The 26,672-nt window shown below is 59.2% G+C and carries 22 protein-coding genes; 6 read left to right on the forward strand and 16 right to left on the reverse strand.

The window, feature by feature from the left end; all coding sequences use genetic code 11:
* The first annotated feature begins 20 nt into the window (after window positions 1–20).
* From P0120_04780 to P0120_04790, 3 genes are read left to right on the forward strand one after another with little or no spacing between them, the layout of a single operon-like run.
* A complete protein-coding gene (locus P0120_04780; GenBank protein ID MDF0673643.1) occupies window positions 21–737 on the forward strand; it encodes a lipid-binding SYLF domain-containing protein in 717 nt (238 codons plus the stop codon).
* 40 nt (window positions 738–777) lie between these two features.
* Window positions 778–3,606 (forward strand): glucosidase, encoded by a 2,829-nt coding sequence (locus tag P0120_04785; GenBank protein MDF0673644.1) that lies wholly within the window; start codon window positions 778–780, stop codon window positions 3,604–3,606.
* A 9-nt stretch (window positions 3,607–3,615) separates the two neighbouring features.
* Window positions 3,616–5,085, forward strand: a complete 1,470-nt coding sequence (locus P0120_04790; GenBank protein MDF0673645.1) for an alpha-amylase family glycosyl hydrolase — start codon at window positions 3,616–3,618, stop codon at window positions 5,083–5,085.
* 232 nt (window positions 5,086–5,317) lie between these two features.
* Here P0120_04790 and P0120_04795 read toward each other — a convergent pair whose 3' ends face one another.
* The 6 genes from P0120_04795 to P0120_04820 all read right to left on the reverse strand — a co-directional run bounded on the left by P0120_04795 (window position 5,318) and on the right by P0120_04820 (window position 10,180).
* A complete protein-coding gene (locus P0120_04795; GenBank protein ID MDF0673646.1) occupies window positions 5,318–5,518 on the reverse strand; it encodes a hypothetical protein in 201 nt (66 codons plus the stop codon).
* Window positions 5,519–5,550: 32 nt separating this feature from the next.
* Window positions 5,551–6,567, reverse strand: a complete 1,017-nt coding sequence (locus P0120_04800) for a molybdopterin-dependent oxidoreductase (GenBank protein MDF0673647.1) — start codon at window positions 6,565–6,567, stop codon at window positions 5,551–5,553.
* Window positions 6,568–6,744: 177 nt separating this feature from the next.
* Window positions 6,745–7,182, reverse strand: a complete 438-nt coding sequence (locus P0120_04805) for a hypothetical protein (protein ID MDF0673648.1) — start codon at window positions 7,180–7,182, stop codon at window positions 6,745–6,747.
* Window positions 7,183–7,214: 32 nt separating this feature from the next.
* A complete protein-coding gene (locus tag P0120_04810; GenBank protein MDF0673649.1) occupies window positions 7,215–7,778 on the reverse strand; it encodes a DUF4136 domain-containing protein in 564 nt (187 codons plus the stop codon).
* A 135-nt stretch (window positions 7,779–7,913) separates the two neighbouring features.
* Window positions 7,914–9,140 carry an endonuclease/exonuclease/phosphatase family protein gene (locus P0120_04815; protein ID MDF0673650.1) on the reverse strand — a complete coding sequence of 409 codons (1,227 nt, stop codon included), beginning with the start codon at window positions 9,138–9,140 and terminating at the stop codon, window positions 7,914–7,916.
* Between the two features lie 251 nt (window positions 9,141–9,391).
* Window positions 9,392–10,180 carry a hypothetical protein gene (locus P0120_04820; GenBank protein MDF0673651.1) on the reverse strand — a complete coding sequence of 263 codons (789 nt, stop codon included), beginning with the start codon at window positions 10,178–10,180 and terminating at the stop codon, window positions 9,392–9,394.
* Between the two features lie 316 nt (window positions 10,181–10,496).
* Here P0120_04820 and P0120_04825 point away from each other — a divergent pair, with 316 nt between their 5' ends.
* Entirely contained in the window at window positions 10,497–11,438 is a 942-nt protein-coding gene (locus P0120_04825) for an SMP-30/gluconolactonase/LRE family protein (GenBank protein ID MDF0673652.1), read from the forward strand.
* A 211-nt stretch (window positions 11,439–11,649) separates the two neighbouring features.
* Entirely contained in the window at window positions 11,650–12,300 is a 651-nt protein-coding gene (locus tag P0120_04830; GenBank protein MDF0673653.1) for a hypothetical protein, read from the forward strand.
* A gap of 145 nt (window positions 12,301–12,445) precedes the next feature.
* Here P0120_04830 and P0120_04835 read toward each other — a convergent pair whose 3' ends face one another.
* From P0120_04835 to P0120_04870, 8 genes are all read right to left on the reverse strand, one after another.
* A complete protein-coding gene (locus tag P0120_04835) occupies window positions 12,446–13,165 on the reverse strand; it encodes a tetratricopeptide repeat protein (GenBank protein MDF0673654.1) in 720 nt (239 codons plus the stop codon).
* 23 nt (window positions 13,166–13,188) lie between these two features.
* Complete coding sequence (locus tag P0120_04840; protein ID MDF0673655.1) at window positions 13,189–15,165, reverse strand: hypothetical protein; 1,977 nt, start codon at window positions 15,163–15,165, stop codon at window positions 13,189–13,191.
* A 181-nt stretch (window positions 15,166–15,346) separates the two neighbouring features.
* The gene (locus P0120_04845) at window positions 15,347–18,088 is read right to left on the reverse strand and encodes a glucosidase (GenBank protein MDF0673656.1); all 2,742 of its coding nucleotides are present in this window, start codon (window positions 18,086–18,088) and stop codon (window positions 15,347–15,349) included.
* Between the two features lie 264 nt (window positions 18,089–18,352).
* Window positions 18,353–19,540, reverse strand: coding sequence for an acetate/propionate family kinase (locus P0120_04850; protein MDF0673657.1), 1,188 nt, complete (start codon window positions 19,538–19,540; stop codon window positions 18,353–18,355).
* Window positions 19,541–19,545: 5 nt separating this feature from the next.
* Window positions 19,546–20,514 carry a phosphate acetyltransferase gene (locus tag P0120_04855; GenBank protein MDF0673658.1) on the reverse strand — a complete coding sequence of 323 codons (969 nt, stop codon included), beginning with the start codon at window positions 20,512–20,514 and terminating at the stop codon, window positions 19,546–19,548.
* A gap of 9 nt (window positions 20,515–20,523) precedes the next feature.
* Window positions 20,524–22,791 carry a DUF3141 domain-containing protein gene (locus P0120_04860; protein ID MDF0673659.1) on the reverse strand — a complete coding sequence of 756 codons (2,268 nt, stop codon included), beginning with the start codon at window positions 22,789–22,791 and terminating at the stop codon, window positions 20,524–20,526.
* Window positions 22,792–22,979: 188 nt separating this feature from the next.
* A complete protein-coding gene (locus P0120_04865; GenBank protein MDF0673660.1) occupies window positions 22,980–24,200 on the reverse strand; it encodes an endonuclease/exonuclease/phosphatase family protein in 1,221 nt (406 codons plus the stop codon).
* Window positions 24,197–24,979, reverse strand: a complete 783-nt coding sequence (locus tag P0120_04870) for a lipid-binding SYLF domain-containing protein (protein MDF0673661.1) — start codon at window positions 24,977–24,979, stop codon at window positions 24,197–24,199. Before P0120_04870 ends, P0120_04865 begins: the two co-directional genes overlap by 4 nt.
* Before the next feature lie 32 nt (window positions 24,980–25,011).
* Between P0120_04870 and P0120_04875 the strand changes: the two genes are divergently transcribed.
* On the forward strand, window positions 25,012–25,251 hold the full coding sequence (locus P0120_04875) for a hypothetical protein (protein MDF0673662.1): 240 nt from the start codon (window positions 25,012–25,014) through the stop codon (window positions 25,249–25,251).
* 74 nt (window positions 25,252–25,325) lie between these two features.
* On the opposite strand, the gene P0120_04880 is transcribed toward P0120_04875, so the two are convergent.
* Together P0120_04880 and P0120_04885 are read right to left on the reverse strand one after the other, a co-directional pair.
* Window positions 25,326–25,877 carry a hypothetical protein gene (locus P0120_04880; protein MDF0673663.1) on the reverse strand — a complete coding sequence of 184 codons (552 nt, stop codon included), beginning with the start codon at window positions 25,875–25,877 and terminating at the stop codon, window positions 25,326–25,328.
* 55 nt (window positions 25,878–25,932) lie between these two features.
* Complete coding sequence (locus P0120_04885; GenBank protein ID MDF0673664.1) at window positions 25,933–26,424, reverse strand: hypothetical protein; 492 nt, start codon at window positions 26,422–26,424, stop codon at window positions 25,933–25,935.
* Window positions 26,425–26,672: the final 248 nt, after the last annotated feature.

Raw genomic sequence — 26,672 nt, forward strand, 5'->3', positions numbered from 1 at the left:
CCCTAACAGAGGAGGTTTCCATGTCTGCTTCAATCCACAACCATCTGAGGAGTCGAACGGGAGGAACGTTGGTAGCAGCAGTCCTGACCGTCTTCGTTTCGCTCCTCCCCGTCACCGCTCGCTCTGAGGATTTCACCCAGCAACAACAGCTCGTGGACCGGGCAAAGATGACGTTGGAGGCGTTCACGGCCGAGGCAGGGCTGAAAGGATCGATCAAACAACTCGGCGAAGATGCCAAAGGGCTGTTCATCATCCCGCAGTTCATGCGCGGCGCCTTCATGTTCGGCGGCGCGGGCGGCAGCGGCGTCCTGATCGCGCGAGATGAGAAAACCGGGCACTGGTCCGATCCGCTCTTCTACAACATCGGATCGGCGAGCTTTGGCCTGCAGGTCGGAGCCGATGTTTCCGAAATGGTCTTGGTGGTAAGGACGAAGAAAGGGCTGGAGCAGTTCTACACCAACGACTTCAAGCTGGGGGCCAATGTCGGCGTGGCCGTCGGTCCGGTCGGCGCCGGCACATCGGCGAAAGGTATTACGGCTGATATCGTGGCCTATGCGAAAAAGAAAGGGGCCTTTGCCGGGATTGCCCTGGATGGATCGATGGTGACCATCTCCAACGACAGCAATAAGGCCTACTACGGCAAAGACGTGCGGCCGACGGACGTCATTGTGACGAAAGAAGTCGGCAATCCCAAATCGATCGAGCTTCGAGAGGCGGCGGAGAAGTTACTGAAGTAGAAATAGCGGATCATTGGTATCACAGGGCGTGAGGAGACGTATGACGAAAGGACCATCGAGAACAGGCGGTGAACGAGTGAAACGCACGAGTAAAACCAAACAGGATGAGCAGGTTGTCGGTGGCGAGCGAAAAGGACCGACGGTTGAACAGGCCCGGCTGCTGACGGACGGGCCGGCGTGGAAACGCTGGGGACCCTATTTAAGCGAACGCCAGTGGGGGACGGTCCGCGAGGATTACAGCGAGGGAGGGGATGCGTGGAATTATTTTACCCACGACCATGCCCGCTCCCGGGCCTATCGCTGGGGCGAGGACGGACTGGGCGGGATCTCCGACGAGCAGCAGCGGCTCTGCTTCGCGCTGGCCCTCTGGAACGGGAAGGATCCCATTGTGAAGGAGCGCTTGTTCGGCCTGACCAACAGCGAGGGCAACCACGGCGAGGACGTCAAAGAATACTATTTTTACCTCGACAGCACGCCGACGCACTCCTACATGAAGTACCTCTATAAGTACCCGCAAGCGGCGTTTCCCTATGACGACCTGGTCCAGACGAACAGGAGCCGAAGCCGGGAGGTCATGGAGTACGAGTTGCTCGATACCGGGGTCTTCAACGAAGACCGGTACTTCGATGTGTTCGTCGAATACGCCAAAGCCTCGCCCGAGGACATTCTCATCCAGATCACGGTAGCCAACCGGGGACCGGAAGAGGCCGAGTTGCACGTACTGCCCACCTTGTGGTTCAGGAACAACTGGGCTTCCTGGCTCGCCACCCATGCGAAGAAGCCGGTACTCAAGCAGGTTAAGGCGGGAAAGGGGATCGGAGCGGTCGAGGCCTCGCACGCGGAACTGGGCGAGTACCTGCTGTATTGCGAGGGCGACGTGCCGCTCCTCTTCACCGACAACGAGACGAACAACGATCGGCTATTCCCCGACCATCCGAACGCCAGCCCCTATGTGAAAGACGGCATTAACGAGTGCGTCGTGCATGGACGCCAGAATGCCGTGAACCCGAACCAGACCGGAACGAAAGTCTCGCCTCATTACCGGCTCACGGTCGGTCCAGGCAAGTCGGGAACCGTTCGGCTCCGCCTGTGCGCCAAGACGTCGATCCCCACTGGTGCAAAAGAGAAGGGCGAGGCCGTCCCGTTTGGGACAGCCTTCGACGAGATCCTGAACACTCGCACGCGCGAGGCCGATGAGTTCTACCGAGCCGTGACCCCGCCATCGGTATCCTCGGATGAGGCGAATGTCATGCGCCAGGCCCTTGCCGGCATGCTCTGGAGCAAGCAATTCTACTTCCTCGACGCGGATCAGTGGCTCGATGAACACCGGGCCCATCCCCTTCATCGAGAGAGCCGGGATTTCCGCAATCGCGACTGGTTTCACATGGTCAATCGGGACATCATCTCGATGCCGGACAAGTGGGAATATCCCTGGTACGCAGCGTGGGATCTCGCATTCCACACCTTGCCGCTCTCGATCGTCGATCCCGACTTCGCCAAGCGGCAGATGCAACTCATGTTTCAGAGGGTGTATCTACACCCAAGCGGGCAGATCCCTGCCTATGAGTGGAACTTCAGCGACGTCAACCCACCGGTCCACGCCTGGGCGACGCTCTTCCTCCATCGTGCCGAACAAGCCATGCGCGGCGAAGGCGACCTCGATTTTCTCAAGTCGGCGTTCAACAAACTGTTGCTCAATTTCACCTGGTGGGTGAATCGGAAGGACCGATTCGGGAAGAACGTGTTCGAGGGCGGCTTCCTCGGTCTCGACAATATCGGCGTGTTCGATCGAAGTGCCCCTCTGCCCACCGGCGGGCATCTGGAACAGGCGGACGGCACCGCCTGGATGGCGCTGTTCACGCAGAACATGTGCGAGCTCGCGGTCGAAATCACCTCCCATGACCGCACCTATGAAGACATGGTCGGGAAATTCGTCGAACATTTCCTGTATATCGCCGCGGCCATGAACAAACAGGGTGAGGGCGGGATGTGGGACGAGGAGGACGGGTTCTATTACGACGTCCTTCGGTTGCCGGACGGAAGCGCCAGCAGGCTCAAGGTCCGCTCCATGGTAGGACTCCTGCCGCTATGCGCGACGACGGTCGTCGAAGCTTGGCAGCGCGAGCGGGTGCCTGAGACTTCCACCTCATTTCAAGAGCGCGTGCGGCAGATGCCGGAGTTGCTCGACTACATCCATAAAACGGGGCCTGGTCATTTTGGCGTGGCCGATCGCGGCATTCTCGCGTTAGTCAATGAGGAGCGCCTGCGCCGGATTCTCTCCAAGATGCTGGACGAGAACGAATTCCTGAGCCCCTATGGTATCCGCTCTCTGTCGAAATATCACAGGGATCACCCCTATGTCTTTCACGTCGGTGGGCAGATCTACCGGGTGGATTACCTGCCGGCTGAGTCGAACAACGGCATGTTCGGCGGGAACTCGAACTGGCGTGGACCGATCTGGATGCCGGTCAACGCCCTGATCATTCGGGCACTGCTGGCCTACTACCTCTATTACGGGGACAACTTCAAAATCGAGTGTCCCACCGGGTCCGGTCGCATGATGAACCTGTTCGAAGTCAGCAAGGAAATCGCCGACCGGCTGACGCGCATCTTTCTGCGTGACGCGCAGGGCAAACGGCCGCTGTATGGCGGCGCCAAGAAGTTCCAGGAAGACCAACATTGGCACGACCATATCCTGTTCTATGAATACTTCCACGGCGACAACGGGGCCGGCCTCGGGGCCAGTCATCAGACCGGCTGGACCGGCCTGGTTGCGAAAATGATTGAGCTGTACGGCAGGCTCGATCCGCAAAAGTTCCTGGAGCAGGGAAAAGGGGCCGCATTCAAGTCCGGAACAAAAGAGAGATGAGGTGTCGACATGAAACCATGGCCGAAATACCCGACGATCTATGAGATCAACACCTCGGTCTGGTTACATGAACTGAGCGGGCGGTACCGGAAGCAGGTGACGCTCGGCACGGTGCCCGATAAGGAATGGGACGCGATCGCCTCATACGGGTTCGACGCCGTCTGGCTCATGGGTGTGTGGGAGCGCAGCCCTGCCGGCCTCGCGATTTCAATGAAGAATGAAGGCCTCCTGGCTGATTTCCGACAAGCGCTCCCTGATTTTAGTCCGGAGGACAACGTCGGCTCCCCCTATTGCGTGCGTCGCTATGTGGTGGACGAGCAGCTGGGAGGGCCCGAGGGACTGGCACGTGCGCGAAAGCAGTTGGCCGCCCGCGACATGAAGCTGATGTTGGACTTCGTTCCCAATCACGTCGCGCCTGATCATCCCTGGGTGACGGAGCATCCCGAATACTTCATTCAGGGCAGCGCAGAGGATCTGGCGCAAAAGCCGGCGGACTTTATCCGTGCCGGCGACAAGGTGTTGGCTTGCGGCCGCGATCCCTACTTTCCTCCCTGGCAGGACGTTCTCCAACTGAATGCGTTCAACGCCGGATTGCGACGGGCGGTGATTGAGACCGTGACTTCCGTCGCAGACCAATGCGACGGCATGCGCTGCGATATGGCGATGCTGCTCATCAATGACATCTTCGAGCGGACGTGGGGCTCGAGGGCGGGAACCAGACCTCGAATGGACTACTGGCCTGAAATAATCCCCGGGGTCAGGAAGCGACATCCGAACGTGCTGTTCATGGCCGAGGCTTACTGGGATCTGGAGTGGGAGCTACAACAGCAGGGGTTCGACTACTGCTACGACAAGCGGCTGTACGATCGCCTGGAACACGATTCGGCTGAGAGCGTGAGGCTCCATCTCTGCGCCGCGCCGGCCTATCAGGAGAAGCTGGTGCGGTTCATCGAAAATCATGACGAGCCGAGGGCTGCTGCGACATTTGATCCGGCGAAGGCCCGCACCGCAGCGGTGACAACCTTCACCCTGCTGGGCGCCAGGCTGTTTCACGAGGGACAGTTCGAGGGGCGTCGTGTGAGGCCGCCCGTGTTCTTGCGCCGTCGACCCGATGAACGTTCGGACCTTGAGCTGCAACAATTCTACAAGACTCTCCTCAAGTCGCTGCGCGAGAGAGATTTTAAGGAAGGCGAGTGGAGGCTGTGCGAACGGACCGGATGGTCGGATAACCAGAGCTTCCTGAATGTAGCGGCCTGGTGCTGGCGGAAGAATGACGCGCGCCATCTTGTCGTGGTCAACCTCTCCGATAAACAGTCGCAGGCACAGGTCCGGCTCCCCTGGGACGATGTCCGCGGGCGGTCCTGGACGCTCACCGACGCGTTCACCGGCCAGGTCTACGAGCGCGACGGGACGCAGATGCGGGATGCCGGTCTCTATGTGGACCTCGGTCCTTGGGGGTATCACCTCTTGAAATTCTAAAGGGACAGGCTTCGACTCGTTGCAGCCGAAACGCTCTCAGGCCTTGTGCGCTTCCATGTAGGCTCGGAGCAGAGCGTTGATCCTGGTCTGATACCCAGGTTCCTTCGTCCGAGCTTGGGAAATGTTTGCAACCGATCGATGGCGAGGATGATGCGGTCAGCAAAGTTGGCAGCGTAAGTTGGAGAGTCCTCGGCAATATAGGTGATGATCTCGTGGAGGTCTCGGCGTGCTCCTACCGTCCAGAGGATCTTTGCCACTTCGCGATGCTCCGCTTGACCTGTTCATGAGAAATCGTCTTTCCTGCAGCAAGTTCCTTGAGGCCGCGATCAACTCGTTGTCGGAAGTAGAGTTCGTACATAATGTCTTCCACCGAAGACTTGTCCGGCATCTGCTCGATCATTTTGAGTACCGCTTGCTTAGTTCCTTTGGGCATAAGTTCCCTCGCCAAGGTTTTGCCGCATTGTCCTATATCTGCTCCACTTCCGAAACGATCGTGTGATACCCACTCGCTCCTGCCGGTTGCGGACGGACGATTTCGGCGATCTGCAGCTGTCCCTTCGTATCGATGGCACGCACGACGGTCTGAAACTTTCCGGGCTTCGGCGGTCGCCACGTATAGCTCCAAATCACCCAAGAATAGGGCGACATGGGCGGTTCGATCCTGCAATCGTTCCAAGTACGGCCTGCATCGAAGCTCAATTCCACTTTGCTGATGCTGTTTGGTCCGCCGAAGGCGATGCCTCGAAAGGTGTGTTCCGGTCCACGTAAGGTTTGGTAATGCCCAGGCGAATCGATACGTGAAAAAATCTTGATCGTGCCGTCGTCGGTCCAGCCTTTGCGCTGCCAGTAGCCCTTGTAGTCGCCGGGATAGACTTCGATCTCGACGATCCATTTGACGTTCTTGATGCCGTAGAGGCCCGGTACCAGCAGTCGGAGCGGGAAGCCATGTTCTTTGGGCAGCTTTTCGCCATTCATCAGGAAGGCGAGCATCACGTCGTCCTGCATCGCACGGGTGAATGGAATGCTGTCGTCGTAGCCGTCGATGCCGCGAAAGACCACGTCGCGCGCCGTCTCGCTGTCCGCTCCGCAGTCGATAAGCAGTTGCTTGAGCGAGATACCGCGCCACGTCGCCGTGCCGATACTGTCGCCTCCTGGGAGCGTGTCGATGCACATCAAGGTGGAGATCTGGTTGTAGGAATCGCGGTTCAGAATATCGCGCCAACCAAGCGACATCGGGGTTTTCACGGAACCTTTGACATGGAGCTTCCACTGCTCGATATTGAGATCGCGGGAGACGGAGACGGCTCCATCGGCATAATTGACCACGTAGAATTTCGAGTTTGGTGTGAAGTAGGTGGTGTCACGGGGAGGGACGGCGAACATGCGTCCGAATACGCCTCCGACGGCATCGCAGCCGCCGGTTGCGGCGGTCAGGGCTCCGAGACCGGTTGCCTTTAAGATGGTTCGTCGTGAGAAGCGCATTTCTCTCGTTCCGATCGTTTAATTTATTATTATACAAGGACGGGACCTAACTCAACGACGGCGTCCTGCGAGAGGCTATACTGCTCAACTCAGGCCCGGTAGCCACGGACCAACTCGAAGCGGGATCGTGCGATCAGATGTGGCCTAACCTCACACCGAGCGGCGGCATGGAGGTCGTCACGGAACCCTCTTAAATTCGCCGTGATACCGATCCCCTGTCTCGTGATTGGTCGCCTCCACCAGGAGAACCGACACGCCCTTGTGGTCATAGAGCGACAGCCTGACGGCGCGCCGGTCCGATGCGCTGACCAGGTGACCGTCCTCAGGCTGGAGCATGCCGGCTCCAACCGCGACTTTTGAAAAACTCTCTCCGACGAAGAGATAGGATCCATTTTCCCGGATCATTAAGCGGACTGATCCGGACGGCATCATGGCCCGATTCTTCTTGATGGGGCCTTCCCATTCACCCACCAACTGGCTGACCTGGGTAATCGGAACCGAGGTCCAGGACGGATCGCCATGACCGGGACCGCTGGAACAAGCAGTGACCAAGCCCAGTGCGAGCACGCAGGCCCAGCCCTGAACCATGCCGACCGCGATGACTGTTGATCCCATGTGACCTCCCTATCAGCGCTGAGTGGTAGCGGCTAATTCCTTTTGGGTGGATAGCTTTCAAACGCCTTCGCGATGGCCTTATTCCCGAGCTCGATATTGTCCTTCGGTGTATCCTGCAATGTGCCGACAACCGTCGCACGCCAGACTAGTTCCTTCTTGGTTGGTTCGACCAGATCAAGCGTCAAGGTTCCTTCCGTATATTCATAAGTGGTGACAGTGCCTCCATAGCCCGCACCCCACCCATATCCGTATCGGCCGCGATAGGCACCGGCGGTCGGTCCGGTGCTCTGGGTTTGCTGCTTCTCTCTTGCACTGAACCAATAGTAGACCAGGAGGTCTGGTTGTTGATTCAGATCGACTTGCTGAAGCCCTTTCGCGATCAGCTCCCGTGCGACGGCTGATTCAATCCGTTTGTGCGTCAACGAATTGTCGTAGATCCCACCTTTTTCGGCGTCTGCCAGTCCCACGAAAGTAAACCTCTTGAACTTCGTAAAATCCGCAGTCGGGTCGTGATCGGTCTTTACGTCGAACGTCGTGCATGCGCTTAGGCCCAGGATCAACAGGAGTAGGGCTGCCTCCAATCCTCGTCGCTTCATCAGTACCTCCATGGAATACAATCCTCAAGAGCCACTTGGTTGACGTCGCTTATCTCAAAGCTCGGTGGTTCATCGCGCGCATCGAGAACGCCTATTCGAAGGGGTTTATCAGGCTTCAGATGTTGAGCCGAGCCTTCAACATTCGGACGCGTCGGCGATATAGGTGTCGAGGACACCGAAATGATCAGATCCTGCCTGACCGGAGATCGTAGTGGGTTGTCCAAAGAGTTCCTGTCGTAGACACCCCTTCGGGCCGTCCGATGGTTTCTTCATGAGAAACAGAAAATCCACCCGTCTCGCCTGACTGACGCCTGTGCGATAGCCCTCAAGGATTCGACGCTGCTCGCTCTCCGGAAGGCGCTTGATCGCGTCACGCAGCTCAGCAGGCACGTCGCGATCTCCTTGCCCGGCGAGCACGTTCCGCTGGGGATCGAGACTGTAGACGTCGCTGTTACGGCTTGCAATCGTATGAGTGTCTCTCAGGCCCATTTGCTCAAGTTCGCGGTATTCAGGGTCGCCGGGTTCAAAATTGAAGTCTCCTCCGACGAGCACTCCGAGATAGTACCCCTCGGCCAGCAGTTTCCGGAGCTCCTTGACAAGGATGCGAATCTCATCGATCCGTCTTTCCAAGTCCTGCTCCAGAGCGGTCACGATGCGTTCGATGTCCTCGCGCCGTGCCCTTCCCTGTTCCTCGGCTTCGTTGAGTTTTTGAATGAAATAGGCGCTCCGCTCAATTCCGGAGTGCAAGTGGAGACTGACCGCGAGGAGTTTCCTGCCAGTATCGAGGTTCTCAACCTCGGCGATCAAGGCATATCGAAGCTCCCCCGTCTGCAAGCCCGCGTAATCCCCGCAACGTCCAAGTCCTCCGCTGAGTTTGAGCCCTTTTATTTTTCTCAGCTTGAGAGGGGCCTTTACAAGCACGGCTAAACCATTGTTCAACCCCGGTACTACCGCCAGACCAGGAGCCAAACGGACACCACAGGCATCCACTTGATGAACCTGGGCGTATTGCAGGCCGAAACGCTTCAATCCGTCGACGTAGGCCTCGGCCATGTCAGGGAGAGGATTGACCTCCTGAAAAAGCATCACGTCCGGTTGGACCTTGGAGAGTTCCTCAAATTGAAGAGTGAGTCGCGCTTGCCGCATGTCTTTTGACTCAGCGGGTTTGACTGTTAGTCCGCTTGGCTCAAGCCCATGCAGTGTGTTGTAGGTCAAGACCTTGAGCTGCTGCAGGGGCTTGCCGCTCGGAACGGTCTTCTGGCCTACAGGGTGGGCACAGGAAGCCAGACTACAGCAAATAATGAGCAAGGAGATGACGATGGGCGATTGCCGGAACGTGAAGGTCTTACGATGCCTATGCATGTCATCCTCCATCAGGATTCATATAGATGGTCTTCGATCACCTTCCAAGTACAGCTCAGGACCGGAGTGAACCCACAGGCACAGCGGGCTGATTCACCAGCCATGCGTTCCCTCTGAGAGACTCTGTTGTGATCACTGGTCGGTTCTTCCCTGAGCCGGCCTCCGCCTCATTTTTATCGAACCCTGCGGATCAGTTGGAAGCCCAGATGATTCGCCCCTCTGTCCGGTTCGCCTTTTCCTCGGCTGCCGGCCTATTTTCCATTCTGTTCCTTCGGCATAGCCTCCTTAATCAAATCGTCGAGGACTTTATTGACCGGCGTATACTTCGACGCAGTCCTTCTGTTCAGGAAATCGGCCATCATGCCGATCAACGTGGCGCGGGCGATATCTTCCAGATACACCGGATCTTGGGAGACTCCTTCGCCCTGCATGCTCGTTTCAGCGGCAGAGGCCCAGACCAACCCCCCGGTGTTCGCATCCCACAGCTGCAACACGAGCCGCATGTCGCTCCAACGAGTCTGCGTGAGCCGTATGTCAAGGGCCTTCCAACGTTCGGTCATGGTTTGCGTAAAGGAGGCCAAGCGCAGCTGGAACACGTATCGCGCGCCGATCGCGGCGCCGATCCTGCGCAGCTGATCACGATCGAGGATGTTGCTCTCCTCATGACCCGCTCTCATGCGCATATACTCCGCGGCCAACCCTGCCCCGTTGATGCGTGCCACCGTCTCTTGCGGAGACACGACCTTCCATTCGGGCGTGACCTTGTGCAGAATCTCATGGAGGTAATGGGCCAACGCAACCTCGTTTCCCCGCAGGCCCGGGACGGTTACCGCCGAGAGCAGCGCGACCGGTTCCTGCTGAAAGATGGCAGGCTCGCCCGATGCAGAGAAGGGAGTCGAAGTGGTTCGCACCTGCCACCCATAGATCGAACTCGCGCAGCCGCTCAGGATGAAACAAGCCGACAGCAGGCTTGCACAGACGGCGGATTTCCTAACCCATGACTTCATCTCAATCCCCCACCCTCGACCTTCATTATTCATGGACAGTTCCGCTACCATCGCGCATTCGCTGCTGCGACGATACAAGATAGGCATGATCCAAGCGGGTAATGTCGTTCCCTTATACCCATATCGACGTTGGAACTCAATGGAGTGACGCAGCCGCGACACTCCTGCTCGACAACACATTGACAACGGCTTGTACACCTGTCAATTGTGACAGCTGTAAGCTATTCGACACCTGGACAGAATACACCGGATCGGCCGCGGACTGCGCCGATCGATCATGTGAACGGCTGGATGAAGAGGCGGGCGGCGCCAACGTCGCTACGGACTCAAGCGCATGCAGGACCCTGATATGCCGAAGATCGAACGACTCGATCCAGCACTGGATCGGTTGATTGCACCTGATGCAAGGATCGAGATCCTCGCGCAGGGTTACGACTGGAGCGAAGGTCCGGTCTGGGTGAAAAACGGCGGCTTTCTGCTGTTCTCGGATGTCCCGCAAAACATGATCGTGAGGTGGAAGGAGGGCGAGGGCGCGAAACAATGGTTGAAGCCGTCGGGCTATACGGGTCGCGAACCGCGCGGCGCCGAGCTGGGCTCGAACGGCATAGTGATCGACCAGGAGGGACGGCTGGTCCTCTGCCAGCATGGCGATCGACGGATCGCGCGCATGGAGGCGCCGCTGTCGGCGCCGGCGCCGATATTCTCAACCATCGCGGATCGGTACGAAGGAGCGCGGTTCAACAGTCCGAACGACGTGGTGTTGCACCGGAACGGCAACCTCTATTTCACCGATCCTCCTTACGGAATGGTGAGGCAATTCGAGGACCCAGCGCGCGAGCTTCCGTATCAGGGTGTCTTTCGAGTCGATCGCAACGGCGCGGTGAGCCTGCTCACGAGGGACATGACGAGACCAAACGGGCTGGCCTTCTCACCGGACGGGAAGACGCTGTACATCTCGCAGTCCGATCCGGCGACCCCCATCTGGCGCGCGTTTGACATGCGTCCGGACGGGTCGCTGGGAGCAAGCCGTATCCTGTTCGATGTCGGCTCGTTGGCGAAGACTCGCCGAGGGCTGCCCGACGGCCTGAAGCTCGATACGGAGGGCAACCTGTTCGCGACAGGTCCGGGCGGCGTCTTGATCCTGACACCCGACGGCAGGCATCTGGGAACGATCCTCACTGGGCAGGCCACCGGGAACTGCGCCTTCGGAGACGATGGCTGCACGCTGTACATCACTGCCGACATGTATCTGATGCGCGTCCGACTGAAAGCGAGAGGCCTCGGCTTCTGACGTCAGCCGGCGTCTCATCGATTCCGACAATTGCGAGTTGTCACGACCTCACGATAAGTAGGGCATGCCCGAGCGGAGGGAGAGAAGAATGGAAGACAGGGAGACGATTCGTAGGTTATTACAGAGAACCGCGCTATGCGCTGCTCTGGCGCTCATGCCTAGTCTGGTAGCAGGCTGTTCAAGTTCACTCCATGGCTGGCAGGTACAAACGGTGTCGACGCCACGTTTGCCGTCATTTGATCACGCCGTGCTCGAGAAGGAACCAGTCGCGATATTCGGGGCTCCGGCGCTCATACCACTCTTGGGGAACGAAGCAGGAATTGAGACTTTTCTGGCCGACGTATTGGCCAGAGTTGCTCCAAGCATCATGGTCGTCGAGCCGAGGGAAATGTTTACGCGCATCAATAGACAGGGCCTGACGGGAGACTATGCGAGGATGAGAAGTATTGCGGAGCAGGCGAATATTCTGGATCATGAGCCTCTGCGAAAACTCGGAGTTGCCGTGGGGGCGCGCTACATCTTCCAACCCCGCTTGATGTTGTTCACACAACACATGACCGATCGCTGGTCGATACCCGTCTTCGGCGTGAGGCTCTCTCAAACTCGTGCCACCGTCATGCGGCTCTCGCTGCAATTGTGGGATTCCGAAACCGGGGCGCTCCTCTGGTCCTCGATCGCCGAAGGGACCATGCAGGGCGAAGCCATATCCCAGGATCCGGTCTATTTCAAAGATATGGTTCGCGTCATCCTGGGAAGCATCATTACAGATTTTGTCAACGGCAGGACGGGCACGAAGTACACTCCGATCTATAAACTTATTGACGATTTACTCGAGATATCCCCGCCGGAGAAGGAACGCTAGCCTGGGACATCGAGCTGGCCCGACATTGACCGTTCTCCTGCGGCAAATGATGCACCGGCATCTGCTCACTGACCGCAGCACGGTTCACCACCAATACCGATTCGTGCAAGGACAGGTAACGGCGCTCACGAGGGTTGCACGGCCGTCACGGTTTGGGCAGCTTTCGTAATAGCCTTTCGGCCTCCGGCTTGTAGCTCCGTTCCCAGGTGTAGCGATAGTGCGGGTGTTCGGCTTGGACTACGGCGGTCAACTGTTTTCTCGCCTCTTCGACCCTGCCTTGTTTCTTGTAGAGTGTAGCCAGCATCATGCGCGCGTTCGCATAGTTCCCATCGGCGGCGATCGCCCGTTCCAGATACACTTGGGCTTTCTTCTTGCTTCCGCCGAGGATCCGGGGAAGCTCCATCATCAGACCGCCCATCATCTGTAACGCGAGGGAATGATTGGGATCCAATTCGATCGCGCGCAGTGCGCAATGCTTGATGGTGCTCACCGTCAACGCGGCGTTCGTGACCCCCTGGAGACGCGCCGCGCTGCCGATATTCAGGGCATGGAAATAATGCGCGTCGGCATTGGTCTCGTCGAGCTCGAAGGCCTGTTTGGCCGCTTTCGCTCCCGCTTCGTAGGCAGCCAGCCGTTTTGCCTTGTCGGTCAGCAAGTCGTCGGCAAGGTCGAAATACGTTTCCGCCAGTTGAACGAGCAACTCCGGCGAGGGGTTGCCTTTGTCCACTCGGTCGAGCAGCGTCTGCAGATCTTTTTCAAGCGACTGCGGATACCCCAGTGGCATCTCGTTGCGCTGCGCTGAGGCACGATCTGATGCGATGAGGGCGCCGACCACGAGGAGGCTTGCCACGATCGATGTCGTCATCCTCATCTCGTGTGTGAATATCCTCACGGATAATATCTCCAATCAAGGATCAGTCGCAGACCCACGGACCAGACTGGGTTAAGATCCGCCTCGGGAGCGCCCACAGGCAGGACAACCGTCGTGGAATAGGGAACCGTCACACCGGTGAACAGCTGCATCAACAACGTGGCACTCTGGTTGGTGGAAAACCTCCGGAATGGCCTGTACTCCAGGACCGGCATATCAAAATATAAGGACTTGTACCCGACTAGTTGGCTGCTGCCGTCCGGGGTCGCGCTCGGCACGAACAGCCGATCCGATCCGTCAATGCCGAACAAAGTCACACCGAGCTCCCGGCCGAATACGAACTGAAAACGGCCGATCGGGGTGGCCCATCCGGACTGCCAAGGAATGAGCCCCCCGTTGCTCGCGGCCACGGCCATGTGCATATACCGATCCGGCGCGAAGAGGTAGAGAGGCGAGAGCAAGAGGAGATCGCCCGGGATGAGGAAGAACGGCATCCGCAGGCGGGTCGAAATCCCCGTGTGCGATGGGATCGCAGCCGTTATGCTGCCGCCTTGCTGCGAGTACCGATTCGATGACGAGGTATCGGCGCGCAGTCCGACCGCGAGGAAGATCAGCCCGTCACCTGAATCGTCAAGCACTCCTTCCAGGCCCATGCCGACCCGTGCGGACAGATCGAGTCCTCCTATGATGCCGCCACCTTCCGAGCCGGCGAATCCGCTGGAGACGGATCGGCCGTCGATCATGCCAGCCAGCCCGACGAAGCGTCCAAGTTCGCTACGGAATCGCGGCATCGCGCCGAGCCCCGGCCCCAGGCCCGGCATGGGGGTCCACCTGAGCACTTCAACTGCCAATTGCCGTGCCTGGGGTGGCGCGCGCAATCCTTCCGGTTCTTGCTTGAGCGTGTCGTTTCTGCACACATCAAAGGCGTCGGCCTCGATCGGCGCAGCCGGTGTGTAGGGCATATCTACGGCCCGCAGACGACCGGCGGCCGTGTCCAACACTTGTTCGAGACTGGTGCGGATCGCCACCGCAGTCCGCTCGGCATCCTCCGGGCGCATGTGCGCGTCGCCCATCACCACGATCGACTTCCTGTTCTTCAGCCAGAGAAAGACCTCGAGGCCACTCTCGTTATAGAGATCATGGGTGCCCTTGCGCTGAGAGGCATTGCCCCAGGTGCCGGCGATATGGCCGGCGGAAAAGATATCCTCCAAGAAATGCAGCGCAAAACCCTCGTCGAACAGCATGGAGCGCGCGAGCGCCTGGCGCTCCTCCGGCGCCAGTTTGTCCTTCGCAAGGCGAGTCGCCTTCTGTAGCGCTCTCAAGTGATACCATTCCCAGACTCCCATCGCGTTGATATCCGACCCGGCACGCAAGGCCAGCCCCCCATATTCCTCCGGCGAAATATCACTGTGCGGGCGAGCAAGCAGAAAGTGAGCATTGTTGGACTGTGCCCTGGTCGCATACTCGCGATCGGCACGTTGCAGCCCAAGGTCTGCAGCGCGAAGCGAATTGATGCGAGCGGCCCGGGCGGTCTCGCTTTCTATCTGGCGATGAAAATCAACGATCGGGCTCTGATCGCCAGGGAGCTGTTCGGAGGGCGGGAGGACTTCGATGCGTCCGAGATCGACCTTGAGCTTCGCCGCAACGGCGGCAACCGCGAGGACCCATTTCGATTCGAGCACAATGCCGGTCATGTCCTGACTCGAACAGGAGTGATCTCCGGCAATCGCCGCCAGCGCGGCCCAGTCGATGCAGGCTGGCTTGAGCCCTTGCTCTGCATCGGCACCCTGCTCGCAGAGACGCGGTTCGTGGGTCAGTCGAGCCTCCCGCCATAAATCGTCGAAGATGGCTCTCCGCGCCGGGTCAAGGTTCTGCACCGCCAGGATCGAGATATCGCGGTGCTCCGGATAGACCCAGGCCAAGGCTGGCTCGGCGAGAATCCAGCCCAGGGACGCGATCGTCAACGATACGATGGGAAGAGGTATGCGGATCATCAGCCTGTCGATGGTTGCTTGCAAGTAGGATCAATCGCGGAGCGTCTGTTCGAGCGCGAGAGAAGCGACGTCACCCATGTCGCTTCTCGGCCCGGCCCAAGCTCAGCTCGTCGAGCCATCCCCACGTGTTGATTTCGTAGATGCATGGATGTCGAGACCGGTTCTTGATGGCAGCATCCCTTCAGCGGGTCTGGGCGTCCCGACTGTGGGCCGCCTTCTTCCCTCCCTCTAAGAGCTTCTTTGGGTCGACCCTGCCGAACAGTTCGATGAGCGCCGCGACGCAACCGGTCCATCCCGTCTGATGGCTTGCCCCCAAACCGGCCCCGTTATCGCCATGAAAATACTCATAGAACAGCAGATTGTCGCGCCAATGACGATCGGTTTGGAACTTTTCCGCCCCGCCGAATACCGGACGGCGTCCGCTGTTGTCGCGGAGAAAGATCCGTGTGAGCCGTTCGACAATTTCCCTGGCCACCTCGAACAGATTCATCAACCGTCCGGATCCGGTCGGACATTCGATCTTAAAGTTATCCCCATAATAGAGATAGAACTGGACGAGGGCTCGAATGATGAGCACATTGACCGGCACCCAGACGGGTCCCCGCCAGTTGGAATTGCCGCCGAACATGCCCGTGTCCGATTCAGCCGGCAGGTACCCGACCCGATACTCCTGGCCGTTCACGTAAAACACATAGGGATTCTGGTCGTGGAACTTCGAAATCGACCGCAGCCCGTGGGGACCGAGAAACTCGTCTTCGCTGAGCATGATCGCCAGGATGCGGCGCAGGCGCTCCGGAGTGACGAGAGCCATGATTCCGCGCTCGTCCACCCCGAGATGTCCCTGCCCGGTAGGATGAATCCACTTGAACAGCTCGGGCATCCTTGTGAATCGCTCCGCAATGATCCGTCTCGCGTGCGGCACCCGTTCGCGTTGCCATTGCTCAAAGACCGTCGTCGCACAGAGAGGCAACAGACCGACCATCGACCGGACTTTCAGATGAGTCGCGCTTCCGTCCGGGAGGCGGAGGAGGTCATAGTAGAACCCATCTTTCTCATCCCACATCCCGATCCCGTCGGCCGCAGAGCCGTTCATACCTGCCGCGATCCATATGAAATGTTCGAAAAACTTCGCGGCCAAGTCGTCGTACATGGGGTCCTGAGACACAAGCTCCACGGCCAACTCCGCCATATTCTGGCTGAACAGAGCCATCCATGCCGTCCCGTCGGCTTGCTCCAAATGGCCGCCCGTCGGCAATGGAGCACTACGATCGAACACGCCGATGTTGTCGAGGCCGAGAAAGCCGCCTTCAAATACGTTCTTGCCGTTCCGGTCCTTGCGGTTCACCCACCAGGTGAAATTGAGCGTCAGTTTGGAGAATGCCGCCTTGAGAAACTCGATGTCCGCCTCGCCGCGGCGTCCGACATCCATTCGATGAAGAAAGAGCGTGGCCCAGGCATGGACAGGAGGGTTCACATCGCTGAAGTTCCATTCGTAGGCCGGCACCTGTCCGTTCGGATGCAGGTAATGGCCGGTCAGCATGAGATCCAACTGATGCCGCGCGAAGTCGGGATCGACGACGGATAAAGCCGTCGTATGGAACGCCAAGTCCCATGCGGCGTACCAGGGATACTCCCACTTGTCCGGCATCGAGATAATGTCGTCGTTCACCATGTGGAACCACTCCCGATTCCGGACGACATTGGTTCCTTTGTGGAGCGGATGAGCGTGACGTTCCTCAAGCCAGCGGTCGACGTCGTAATAATAGTATTGCTTGCTCCAGAGCATGCCTGCGAGTCCTTGGCGCATGACGTTGGCGCGATCCGGATCGGCTTTGACTGCGGCGGGGGTCACGGCATCATAGAACTCATCCGCCTCCTTCTGCCGCGCCTTGAATTGAGCGTCGAATTCTCCAAACGGGTCCCGCAACTCGCCGGGAGCAGCCTCGGCAAGACGAAGGCGAATCGTCTGTTCACTGCGGGGGTTGACGGTGAGTTGGTAGTGAGCGGAGACTTTTGTTCCGGTCCCGTCCGGGTTGACCGCATCCCGTTTCCCCTGCACGACATAGTCGTTGATTCCGTCTTTGACGTAGGGGCCCGAGTTGGAGCCGCCGAAGAGCTTGGCATGGTTGGTTTCGTTGTCCGTGAACAGCAATGGAATCTCGCCGTCGCAATACAGATGGTAGTCGGTGAGGGACTCCTGGAACAGGGGATCCGTGTGATGGGCATGAACAACGGGACCTTTCGCTCCTTTCACCCTGCGCAGCTCCGGCTTGCTGCCTCCATAGGCCCAGGACCAGGTATTCCGAAACCAGAGCGTGGGCAAGACATGGAGGCCGGCCTTCTCCGGACCACGATTATGAATCGTTATTTTGATCAGTATGTTGTTCGGTGCCGCCTTTGCATACTCGACAAACACGTCGAAATACCGGTCGTCGTTGAAAATCCCTGTATCGAGGAGTTCATACTCCATATCATGGCGGGTTCGGCGCCGATTCGTCGAGACCAAGTCCTCGTACGGAAAAGCGGCCTGCGGATACTTGTACAGGTACTTCATGTAAGAGTGCGTCGGGGTACTGTCGAGGTAGAAATAGTAGTCCTTCACGTCCTCGCCATGATTACCTTCGCTGTTCGTCAAGCCGAAGATCCGTTCTTTGAGGATAGGGTCCTTGCCGTTCCAGAACGCCGGCGCAAAACAGAGGACTTGGTGGTCGTCACAAATCCCCGCCAATCCATCTTCTCCCCAGCGATAGGCCCGCGATCGCGACTGGTCATGGCTGAAATAGTCCCAGGCATTGCCGTCCGTACTGTAATCTTCCCGGACCGTGCCCCATTGCCGTTCGCTTAGATATGGACCCCATTCTTTCCAAGCAGCGGTTTTTGCTTTGGCTTCCTCCAACCGGCAATGTTCTGACGTCTGTGCCATGGTCATACCTCCATGTAGCGGAGTCGTTCACACCATCTCTTTTCCACGGCGAGAAAGGCCATCGACCCTATGCGGTCCCGCCCACAGCTCCTCGGCATACCACATACCGTCGTCGACACTTCTCTCTACGGCGGAGAGGATAACCCAGTTCGCCCTTGCGCGGATACTGTCAATTTTGAGAGGCTACGAAAACTCGTGAAAAGTAGCGAGGTGGGTCAAGGTCCAAGCTGAAACGGAAGGAGTATCAGAAGGAGCTCAGCAGGTTCACTGCTCCCGCCAGACCTTCAGAGTATGCTCGGCGATCATCCGCTCCTCGTCCGTCGGAATGACCCAGGCCGAGACCTGCGAGTCCGACGTCGAGATGCGCGGCCCACCCACGCTGTTGGCTGCCTCGTCCAGCGTGAGACCAAGCCATGCGGCGCCTCTGCAGATACGGGCTCGCATCTCAGGAGAATTCTCACTGATGCCGGCCGTGAGGACGAGTGCATCCACGCCCTGCATTGCCGCCGCCAGGGAGCCCAGTTCCCGCTCCACGCGATAGACGAAGTAGTCCAGGGCGAGCCTGGCCCGAGGGTCATCGCTTGCCAGCAGGTCGCGCACGTCGTTGCTGATGCCAGAGAGCCCGCGCAGTCCCGTCTCATGGTAGAGAAATCGTTCCAGCTCCTTGGCGCCGTACCCCTTCTCAGACACGAGATATAGGAGGACACCGGGATCGATCTGGCCGCAACGTGTGCCCATGGGCAAGCCGTCCAGCCCCGTGAAGGCCATGGTGCTGTCCACACTCCGCCCGCCCTTGATGGCACACATGCTGGCGCCACTGCCCAGGTGGGCGATGACCACCGATCCCTGGGCGATCTCGGGAGCCACGCGGGGGAGGGCACGCGCGATGTACTCGTAGGACAGTCCGTGGAACCCGTAGCGGCGGACCCCTTCTTGATAGAGGGCCTCCGGGATGGCGAACCGGTCCGCCACGTCTGGGTGCCCCTGGTGGAAACCGGTGTCGAAGCAGGCAACTTGCACGGTGCGGGGGAAGCGCTCTTGGATCGTGCGGATAGGGCGGAGGTTGTAAGGCTGGTGCATCGGGGCGAGCGGGACGAGCCGTTCCAGCGCCGCCAGGGTATCGTTGTCCACCACCACCGGCGCCCGGTAAGTTGGGCCACCGTGGGCCACCCGATGCCCGATGGCCACCGGCACCTCCCCGGCCAAGTGCTCGCGGAGCCACATGCCGACGCGTCCCATGGCGACGGCCACATCGGGGATGTCTGCCGCTGGGAACGTCTGATCCACCAAGGGGTGGCCGCCGGGGTCTCGTGCTCGCAGGCGCGGATGGGTGCCGATTCCGTCCACCTGACCCTTGAACGTCAGTGAAAGGTCGGACAGCGCTCCGACGTGGAAGACGGAGAACTTGATGCTGGAGGAGCCGGCGTTGACGACGAGAATCGTATCGGCCATGACGCCTATCTTTCTCCCACCCCGGCCCGGGCGGCCAGCGCGTGCGCGTAGAGCGCGGCAACCGCGCATGAGGCCATCCTGGTCCGCTGGTTATCGGCTCGGCTGGTGAGGATGATGGGGACCTTCGCACCCAACACGACGGCGGCCCCATCGGCCCGCGAGAGGAACGTCAAGTTCTTCACCAGCATGTTCCCGGCCTCTAGGTCCGGCACCAACACGATGTCCGGGTTGCCGGCTACGGGCGAGTCGATCTTCTTGATCCTGGCCGCCTCGACGCTGATGGCGTTGTCGAAGGCCAGCGGTCCATCCAGGATGCCACCGTGGATCTGTCCTCGTTCGGCCATCTTGCAGAGGGCCGCCGCCTCGATGGTGGAGGGAATCTTCGGATTGATGGTCTCCACGGCCGAGAGGATGGCCACCTTGGGTTGCTTCCAGCCCAACGCGACAAAGAAATCGATGGCATTCTGCAGGATATCCGCCTTGTCCTCGAGGCTGGGGAAGATGTTGATGGCGGCATCAGTGACGGCGAACACCTTGTGGTAGGTGGGCACGTCCATCACAAAGACATGGCTGATCCGCCGCGCGGTCCGCAGACCCGTTTCACGCTTGACCACCTCGCCCATCAGCTCGTCGGTGTGAAGGCTCCCCTTCATTAGAAGTTTCGCCCGACCCAGCCGGACCAACTCGACCGCCCCCGCCGCAGCGGCGTGGCTATGGGGAGCATCGACAATTTCGTAGGGCGTGATGTCGAGCGCTGACTCCTTCGCAACCCGGCGGATCTTCTCGGCCGGGCCCACGAGAATCGGAATGATGATCCCCGCCTCAGCCGCCTCAACCACGGCGCCGAGCGAGGCGTCGTCGCACGGATGGGCGACCGCCGTCGGGACCGCCGCCATGCCCTTGCAGCGGGCCAGGAGCGCTTCATACTTGCCGGTGCCGCGGTGCTCGGTGTTCTCAGTTGTTCCTATCGCCATCGGTTCCTCCTATGCATCCAGCCGAGGCGCCGGCTCTCGCAGCATGGCCTCGATCCGCGCCAGTCGCGCTGCCCGTTCACCGCTCATCTCGCCGGTTGCCGACGCGACAGCGCGGATCGCCGCCAGCGTCTTTGTCCTGGCGTCGGGATCGTCGTGCAACATTTTGGGGATCGCGTCGACCGCGCCCTCCTGGTCGAGCATCAAGGCCAGGAACTGCTCGCGTAGCACCCGCTTGAACTCCTCCAAGGTCAGGCCGCCCTGTTTGGCACGCATCTGACGCAACTGATTGAACGCGCGCTCTTCCACTCCTGGTCCCGCCATGCCGATGTAGAGCATGCCGCGGAACGCCGCTTCGCGCCACCCGCCTTCGGCAATCCTTGCCTTGAGCTCGGCGATCCGCCCCTGGATGAAGGTCAGTCGTTCCGGTTCGATCCCCGGCTGCCGACGAGGACTCTCTTCCGAGGCGCTCAGCCCCACCAGGGCTTGTAACAAGGGAGTGCTGTAGATCGCCAGGAACATCTGTTCGAGACTGCGATCCCGCAGATCGCGCCAGCCGTCGAGCACGGCGATAATCCCCTCCGAGAATCTGGCCTGCGCCTGGAGCAAGGGATTGTCGGGCGAGGCAGGCCGACGCTGTTTCCGGACCTGTTCGGCAAGGTCGGCGATGTACTGCATCACAGGGTTGCGATTTGAAAACAGCTCGAAGGGCAGTTCGGAGGGATTGAGTGTATGGAGCCATTGGGCTGTCTGCTCGCTCGCGAACGGCCGAACAAACGGTTGCAGGATGGTGCGGTACAGGCCGAGATTGATCTCCGACAGGCGCCGCACGGTCGCGAACCGGCGCTCGTTCTCGGGGTCGGGCGAGACAATGGCCCGGATGTCATTCAGGCTGCGCCGCTCGAAGCGGACGATCCAGTCGCTCCCGACCAGTTCCGGATGGGCCGAGTCCGCGGTCTTGCGTGTCATCACCGCCTCGTACAGCCCGGGCGGCAGCACGTCGATCAAATCGATATTCGAAGCGAATTCTTCGTGCTCCTTGCGGGCCACGCCGCCGGAAACGAAGATGCCGAGATGGCCGACGCTCTCGTGGACGGCATAGACGATGGTCTGGCCCTGGGCGAGGATATCCTCGTCATTCTGATAGAGGTCGCAGATCCAACCGAGGGCCTGCTCCGGCGGGGTGATGTTGTCCCCCTTGGAGCAGAAGCAGACGATGGGTGAGCGAATATTCCGCAGGTCGATCCGCACCCCATCACGGGTGACGATTTCAGCAGTCGCCAGCCTGTTACCGATGAACAGTTGATCGACGATCCATTGCATTTCCTCGGCAGTAAGGTTGACATGGCCACCCCACCATTTCTCGAATTCCAGGAAGCGCGTCCCCTCTGTGTCGACCTTGGCCCAGACGTTGTAATTCTTGGTCCAGAGGGTGTTGGCGGGATTGAGATTCTCGAAGTTGGCGACTATATTCGCGCCGTCGAATTTGCCGGCGCCGAGGTCGCTGGTCAGCACGGTCAGCCAGCTTCCACCCATGAGTCCGCCCGTATATCGCATCGGGTTCTGGCCCACGGTTCCGGCCCAGTAGGACAGAGGCGAGCCGGCAATGATGATCGGCCCAAACAGCTCAGGCCGCGTCGCGGCCAGCATCATCACCGCCCAACCGGCCTGGCAGTTGCCGATCACGCAGGGCTTGCCGTCGGCGTCAGGGTGGAGGGCGATGACCTTCTCCAAGAACATCGCTTCGGCCAGCATGACGTCTTCGATAGTCTGGCCCGGCATCGGGTCGGGGGAGAAGCCGACGAAGTAGCAGGGATGACCGGCGCGCATCGCCACGCCCAGTTCGCTGTCGGCCTTAAAGCCTCCGATGCCCGGACCATGCCCGGCGCGCGGGTCCACTACCACGAACGGGCGTTTCTTTTGGTCGATGACCACCCCTTCCGGCGGCTTGATCCTCACCAGCCCATAATTGACCGGCCGGTCGAAGGTCCTTCCGTCCAGCACCGCTTCGTGGCCGAAAATGAGCACGTGTGGTACTGCCTTCGCCTTCTGCTCATAGTATTGGTCACTGCGCTGCCGCAGCACATCCCAGAACAGGACCGTGCGCTGCCAGGCGTCCACCCAATAGTCCCAAGCAGGCAGCCAGGGGTTCGGCATGGCCGAGAATGTGGGATCGAGCAGCTTCCGATCGGATACGCCCGGGGTCGGAGTCTTTGTCTGATGACGGTCACTCGAGACTTCGGATCGCGTGCGGTCGTCTGCCGGCGTCTCGGTCTGCATAATCGTCCTCTCTTTCTTGCCTAGGCCATGTAGCCGGGATGTTTCATCCGGCAAAGCTGTATGGGAGTATCATATATATAGAGCGGCGGTCCAGACAGATCAGTCCTACTCTTGATCGCGCAAACAACAGGTACAGGATGAGGAGTTGTGCCGCTCTTACGCAAGGCTGCACGCAAGCACCAAGCCGGTTACAGAATTCCCGGTCTGGCGCAGACCTCTGGCGAGAGGACGTAAGAGTTCAAGAGACCGTAATGATCGGACGCCGGCAGTCCGGCCTCGTCCGTCTCCAGCCCGAAAAGCGATTGTGTCGGACAGTAGCCGGGGAGAAAGGAGTCCTCGATCAAGTAGTCGATCTGTCTTGGACGTTGCATCTCGGTTCGGTACGCGCGAGTGATATCGGCCTGCAGGTCGTCGCCCTCACCCCGGATCATATCCGTCAGAACGGACGGAAGCGGCGAGGTCATTGCGTCCGGTATCAGCCGGTTCCTGGGGGGATCGGCGGTATAGAAGCCGACGTCTCCCCCGCTCACACGAGTCGTATCGACATACCGGAGAAGCTGAATCTCCTCGTATTCGGGGTCATCCGACTCGAAATTCAAGTCTCCGCCGAAGAGAATCCCCGCATAATCCTCCTCACGCTTGAGCTTCTGCAACGCGCGGTTCAACCGGTCGATTTCTCCGATCCGCCTCAACCGCGACTGCTCGACATTCCACCGCAACGACCGGTACTTGGAAAGCCGGCCTTGCGAATGCAGGGAGGCCAAATGGGCTAAGAATGACCGGCCCGCTTCAAAGCCCGAATGCAGGTGGGTTGTAGCGACCAGATGCCTCCGGCTGCTTCCCGGAATCGTGATCTCCGCGATGAGCGCATAGCGCAACTCTTCGAGTTGGAAGCCACGATCCGTGTGACACTCGCCTTTTTCCCCGCTTAGTTTCAGCCCTGCGAGTTTGCGGAGCCGGAGCGGCTTCTTTGCCAGGATGACCAGTCCGTTGTTCAAATCGGCGAACAGGGCCCGTTTCTCGCCGGTGCGGATTCCGCATGCATCCACCTGGTGCACCTCATCATAAGCCAATCCCAGTTCCTCGAGGGCGCCGACATAGGCCTCCGATCGGAGGGGCAAGGGATTGACCTCCTGCAGAAAAGCGATATCGGGCTGCACTCTGGCCAGTTGGGCGATCAGCAAACGGAATCTGGTCTCGTTCTGCTCCGGCGTTTCTCCGGGAGCGACTCCGAATGTCCCGGTCAGCAATCCATGCAAGGCGTTATAGGTGAGGACTTTAAACGTCTCCGGCATCTGTTCCGAGGTTTCGGCGATGGTGGACCGCTGATCCTGAGGGCTCGCTGTTTGGCAGGACAGCGACACAAGGCTCAGCGTGACGACCGTGATCATGCGGAGCAGTCTCGTCATGGATCCTCTCCCGCTCTGTCCAAGGTGTTGCGTATGCGGGCCGAATACCAATGGCGGATGGTTTGCGGATGGGCAAGAATCTCTTCTGAACGCATCGCCGAGCCATAATAGGCCTCATTGGCGGATTCATCGGACATCGCAATGAGGCCTTGGAGGGTCACGCCGGCATAGGCGCCTTCGGCCTTGGCAAATGACACGATGCCGTGACGCAGGGTCGGTGTCGTCGCCGCCTTTGCTGCAGCTCCCAGGGGACCGATCGCCAAGGCCGCGCCTGGTCCGAAGACGAACCGCCCTCGCAGGAACGAGTCGGTCTCGGGGCGGCCCATAATGAGGGCGACGACTTCCGTACGAGCAATACCTATTTGAAGACCGGCGCTGGCTCCGATCAGGCTGAAGAACGCCGGATCGCTCCATTGTCCGGTCTGTTCGTCCTTTACCAACAAGACACCCTTTCCTTTGGCCACTCCGGCCAAGTATCCGATTCGAACGATCGCCGGAGCAATGAAGATGGCCTTGGCTTCCTGCAGATTCCGCCGCAACCAGCCCATGTCCGGATGACCGAGCATTCGCGCGACGATCAGCCGCGCATTGTCGACAATCTCCTGAGCCTCACTGACATCCATGGCCTTCCCGGGCGCCGGACACAGTATCAGCATCGTGGCAGCAAGGAAGGCCGAAAAAATCGGCCGGCATCTGTTGCAGTGGATGATGCGTGGAAAGCGGTGAAACATCGCTGCTCGCGTGACGAGACGAGGGGCGATCATGCGGAAGACGTTCATGACCCAGTCATGCTTTCACACCTGGAGGTTCGGTGAGGCCGACAAAAGCACCCCCTCCGACCTCAGGCATGGCGCGACAGATCCGTCATGAGCCTGTCCTTCGTGACTCGCCCCGTCGCGCCCACCGCGAGGCCTTCATGGGGGAAGGCTTGATCGTCGTGCAGGGTGAAAAACGTATAGCAGACTACGGAAAACCGCTCCGTTCCTCCTTCGAGAGCCTCAGGACGAACGGAGCGGTCACTGAATTTACCGAGGTTTTCCGTTCGTGCTGAGCCCTTCGAACGACTCAGGACAGGCCTGTCGAAGCACACAAATCGAGTTTTTCCGCAGCCTGCTGGAAGCGCTCTTAATAAATCAGCGGGATCCGCTTGGCAAGCTCACCCTTCAAGATCGACCTGATTTTTGTTTCAATCTGCATGTATCTGGCCGCCTTGGTGGCGGGCAACACCGCCGCAACCTTCTCGGCATAGACACGTTTCAGATCGATTTCCCTCTTTTCGGCCCACAGTGCCTCATCGAGCAGCGCCGTGGCGCGATCGTCCGGAACGGATCCTTTCTTGATGAGATCCGCATAATCGGTAATCGTCTTTCCGAGCCGCTCATTGATCTGCATCAATTCGCCCTGATAGGAATCGTAGAGAGGCCAGAATACCTTGGATTCCGCATCAGTCAGCTCCATGTTGGAGGACACCAGGAACTTCTTGTCGGCCTTGATCTTGTCCAGCAAGATCTGAGCATTCTGCTCGCTCGCCGGCGACCCGGGCGCCTGGCGGGAAGCCGATCCGGCCGCAGCCTGGGAAGGGGCGGCGGCTGGCTTCGAAACTGTCTCCTGTGATGCGCATCCGGCCATGATGAAAAGGCCGATGACAACCGAACTCACTCGTCGCGCTGATCGCATGGTCATTCTCCTTTGGTTCAAGACTTGTTCCGCCCGTCCGCACATTTCCTGTCCGCTAGTAAATCAACGGAATCTGCTGGGCCATTTCTGCCTTGAGCAGCGCCCGGATCTTGTTCTCGATCTGGATGTAACGCGCCGCTTTTACCGGCGACATGACGGCCGCAATTTTCTTCGCGTAGGCGCTCTTCAGATCGACCTCCGCTTCTTCCGTCGCCAGAAAGTCATGCATGAGCCTCGTTGACGTGTCGTTGGGAATCGGTCCCTTATTGAAGGCATCGGCGTACTCTTTGATGACACTTATCAATCGATGATTGATCTGATCCAATTCCTTCTGGTACGCGTCGTACTGAGGCCAGAACACCTTGTTTTCCGCATCGGTCAGCGCCATATTCTCTGCGACCAGCAGCTTCTTGTCGGCCTTGATCTTCTGCATCAGAATCTTCTCGTTGGCATCCGAGGTACCTTGGGCCTGCGAGACTGAGACCAGAAGGAACAGACTTAGCGCCGCCATAAGGGTGATGGTCGTCAATGACTTCAATGACTTCATGGGTACGATCTCCTTTGCCTTATAGTAATGAGAAGGTTGTTGGTCCCGTGGTCACACGCCGAGGCCCTCGCATGTTGAGCCGGGTGAACGGCGGGCCGACCCCACGGCATCGGCGCCACAAGAGGTATCAGATTTGACGACCGAGGGGACCTGTCGAAACTGAGAGGTCTGGCCGGTCAAATGATGACTCGTTCCTACGCTCTTTCGTGATCTTGTCCCCCAATGAACCCCACACGAACATTGCCCGT

This window comes from Nitrospira sp. (assembly GCA_029194675.1).
In the GTDB taxonomy this organism is placed as follows: domain Bacteria; phylum Nitrospirota; class Nitrospiria; order Nitrospirales; family Nitrospiraceae; genus Nitrospira_D.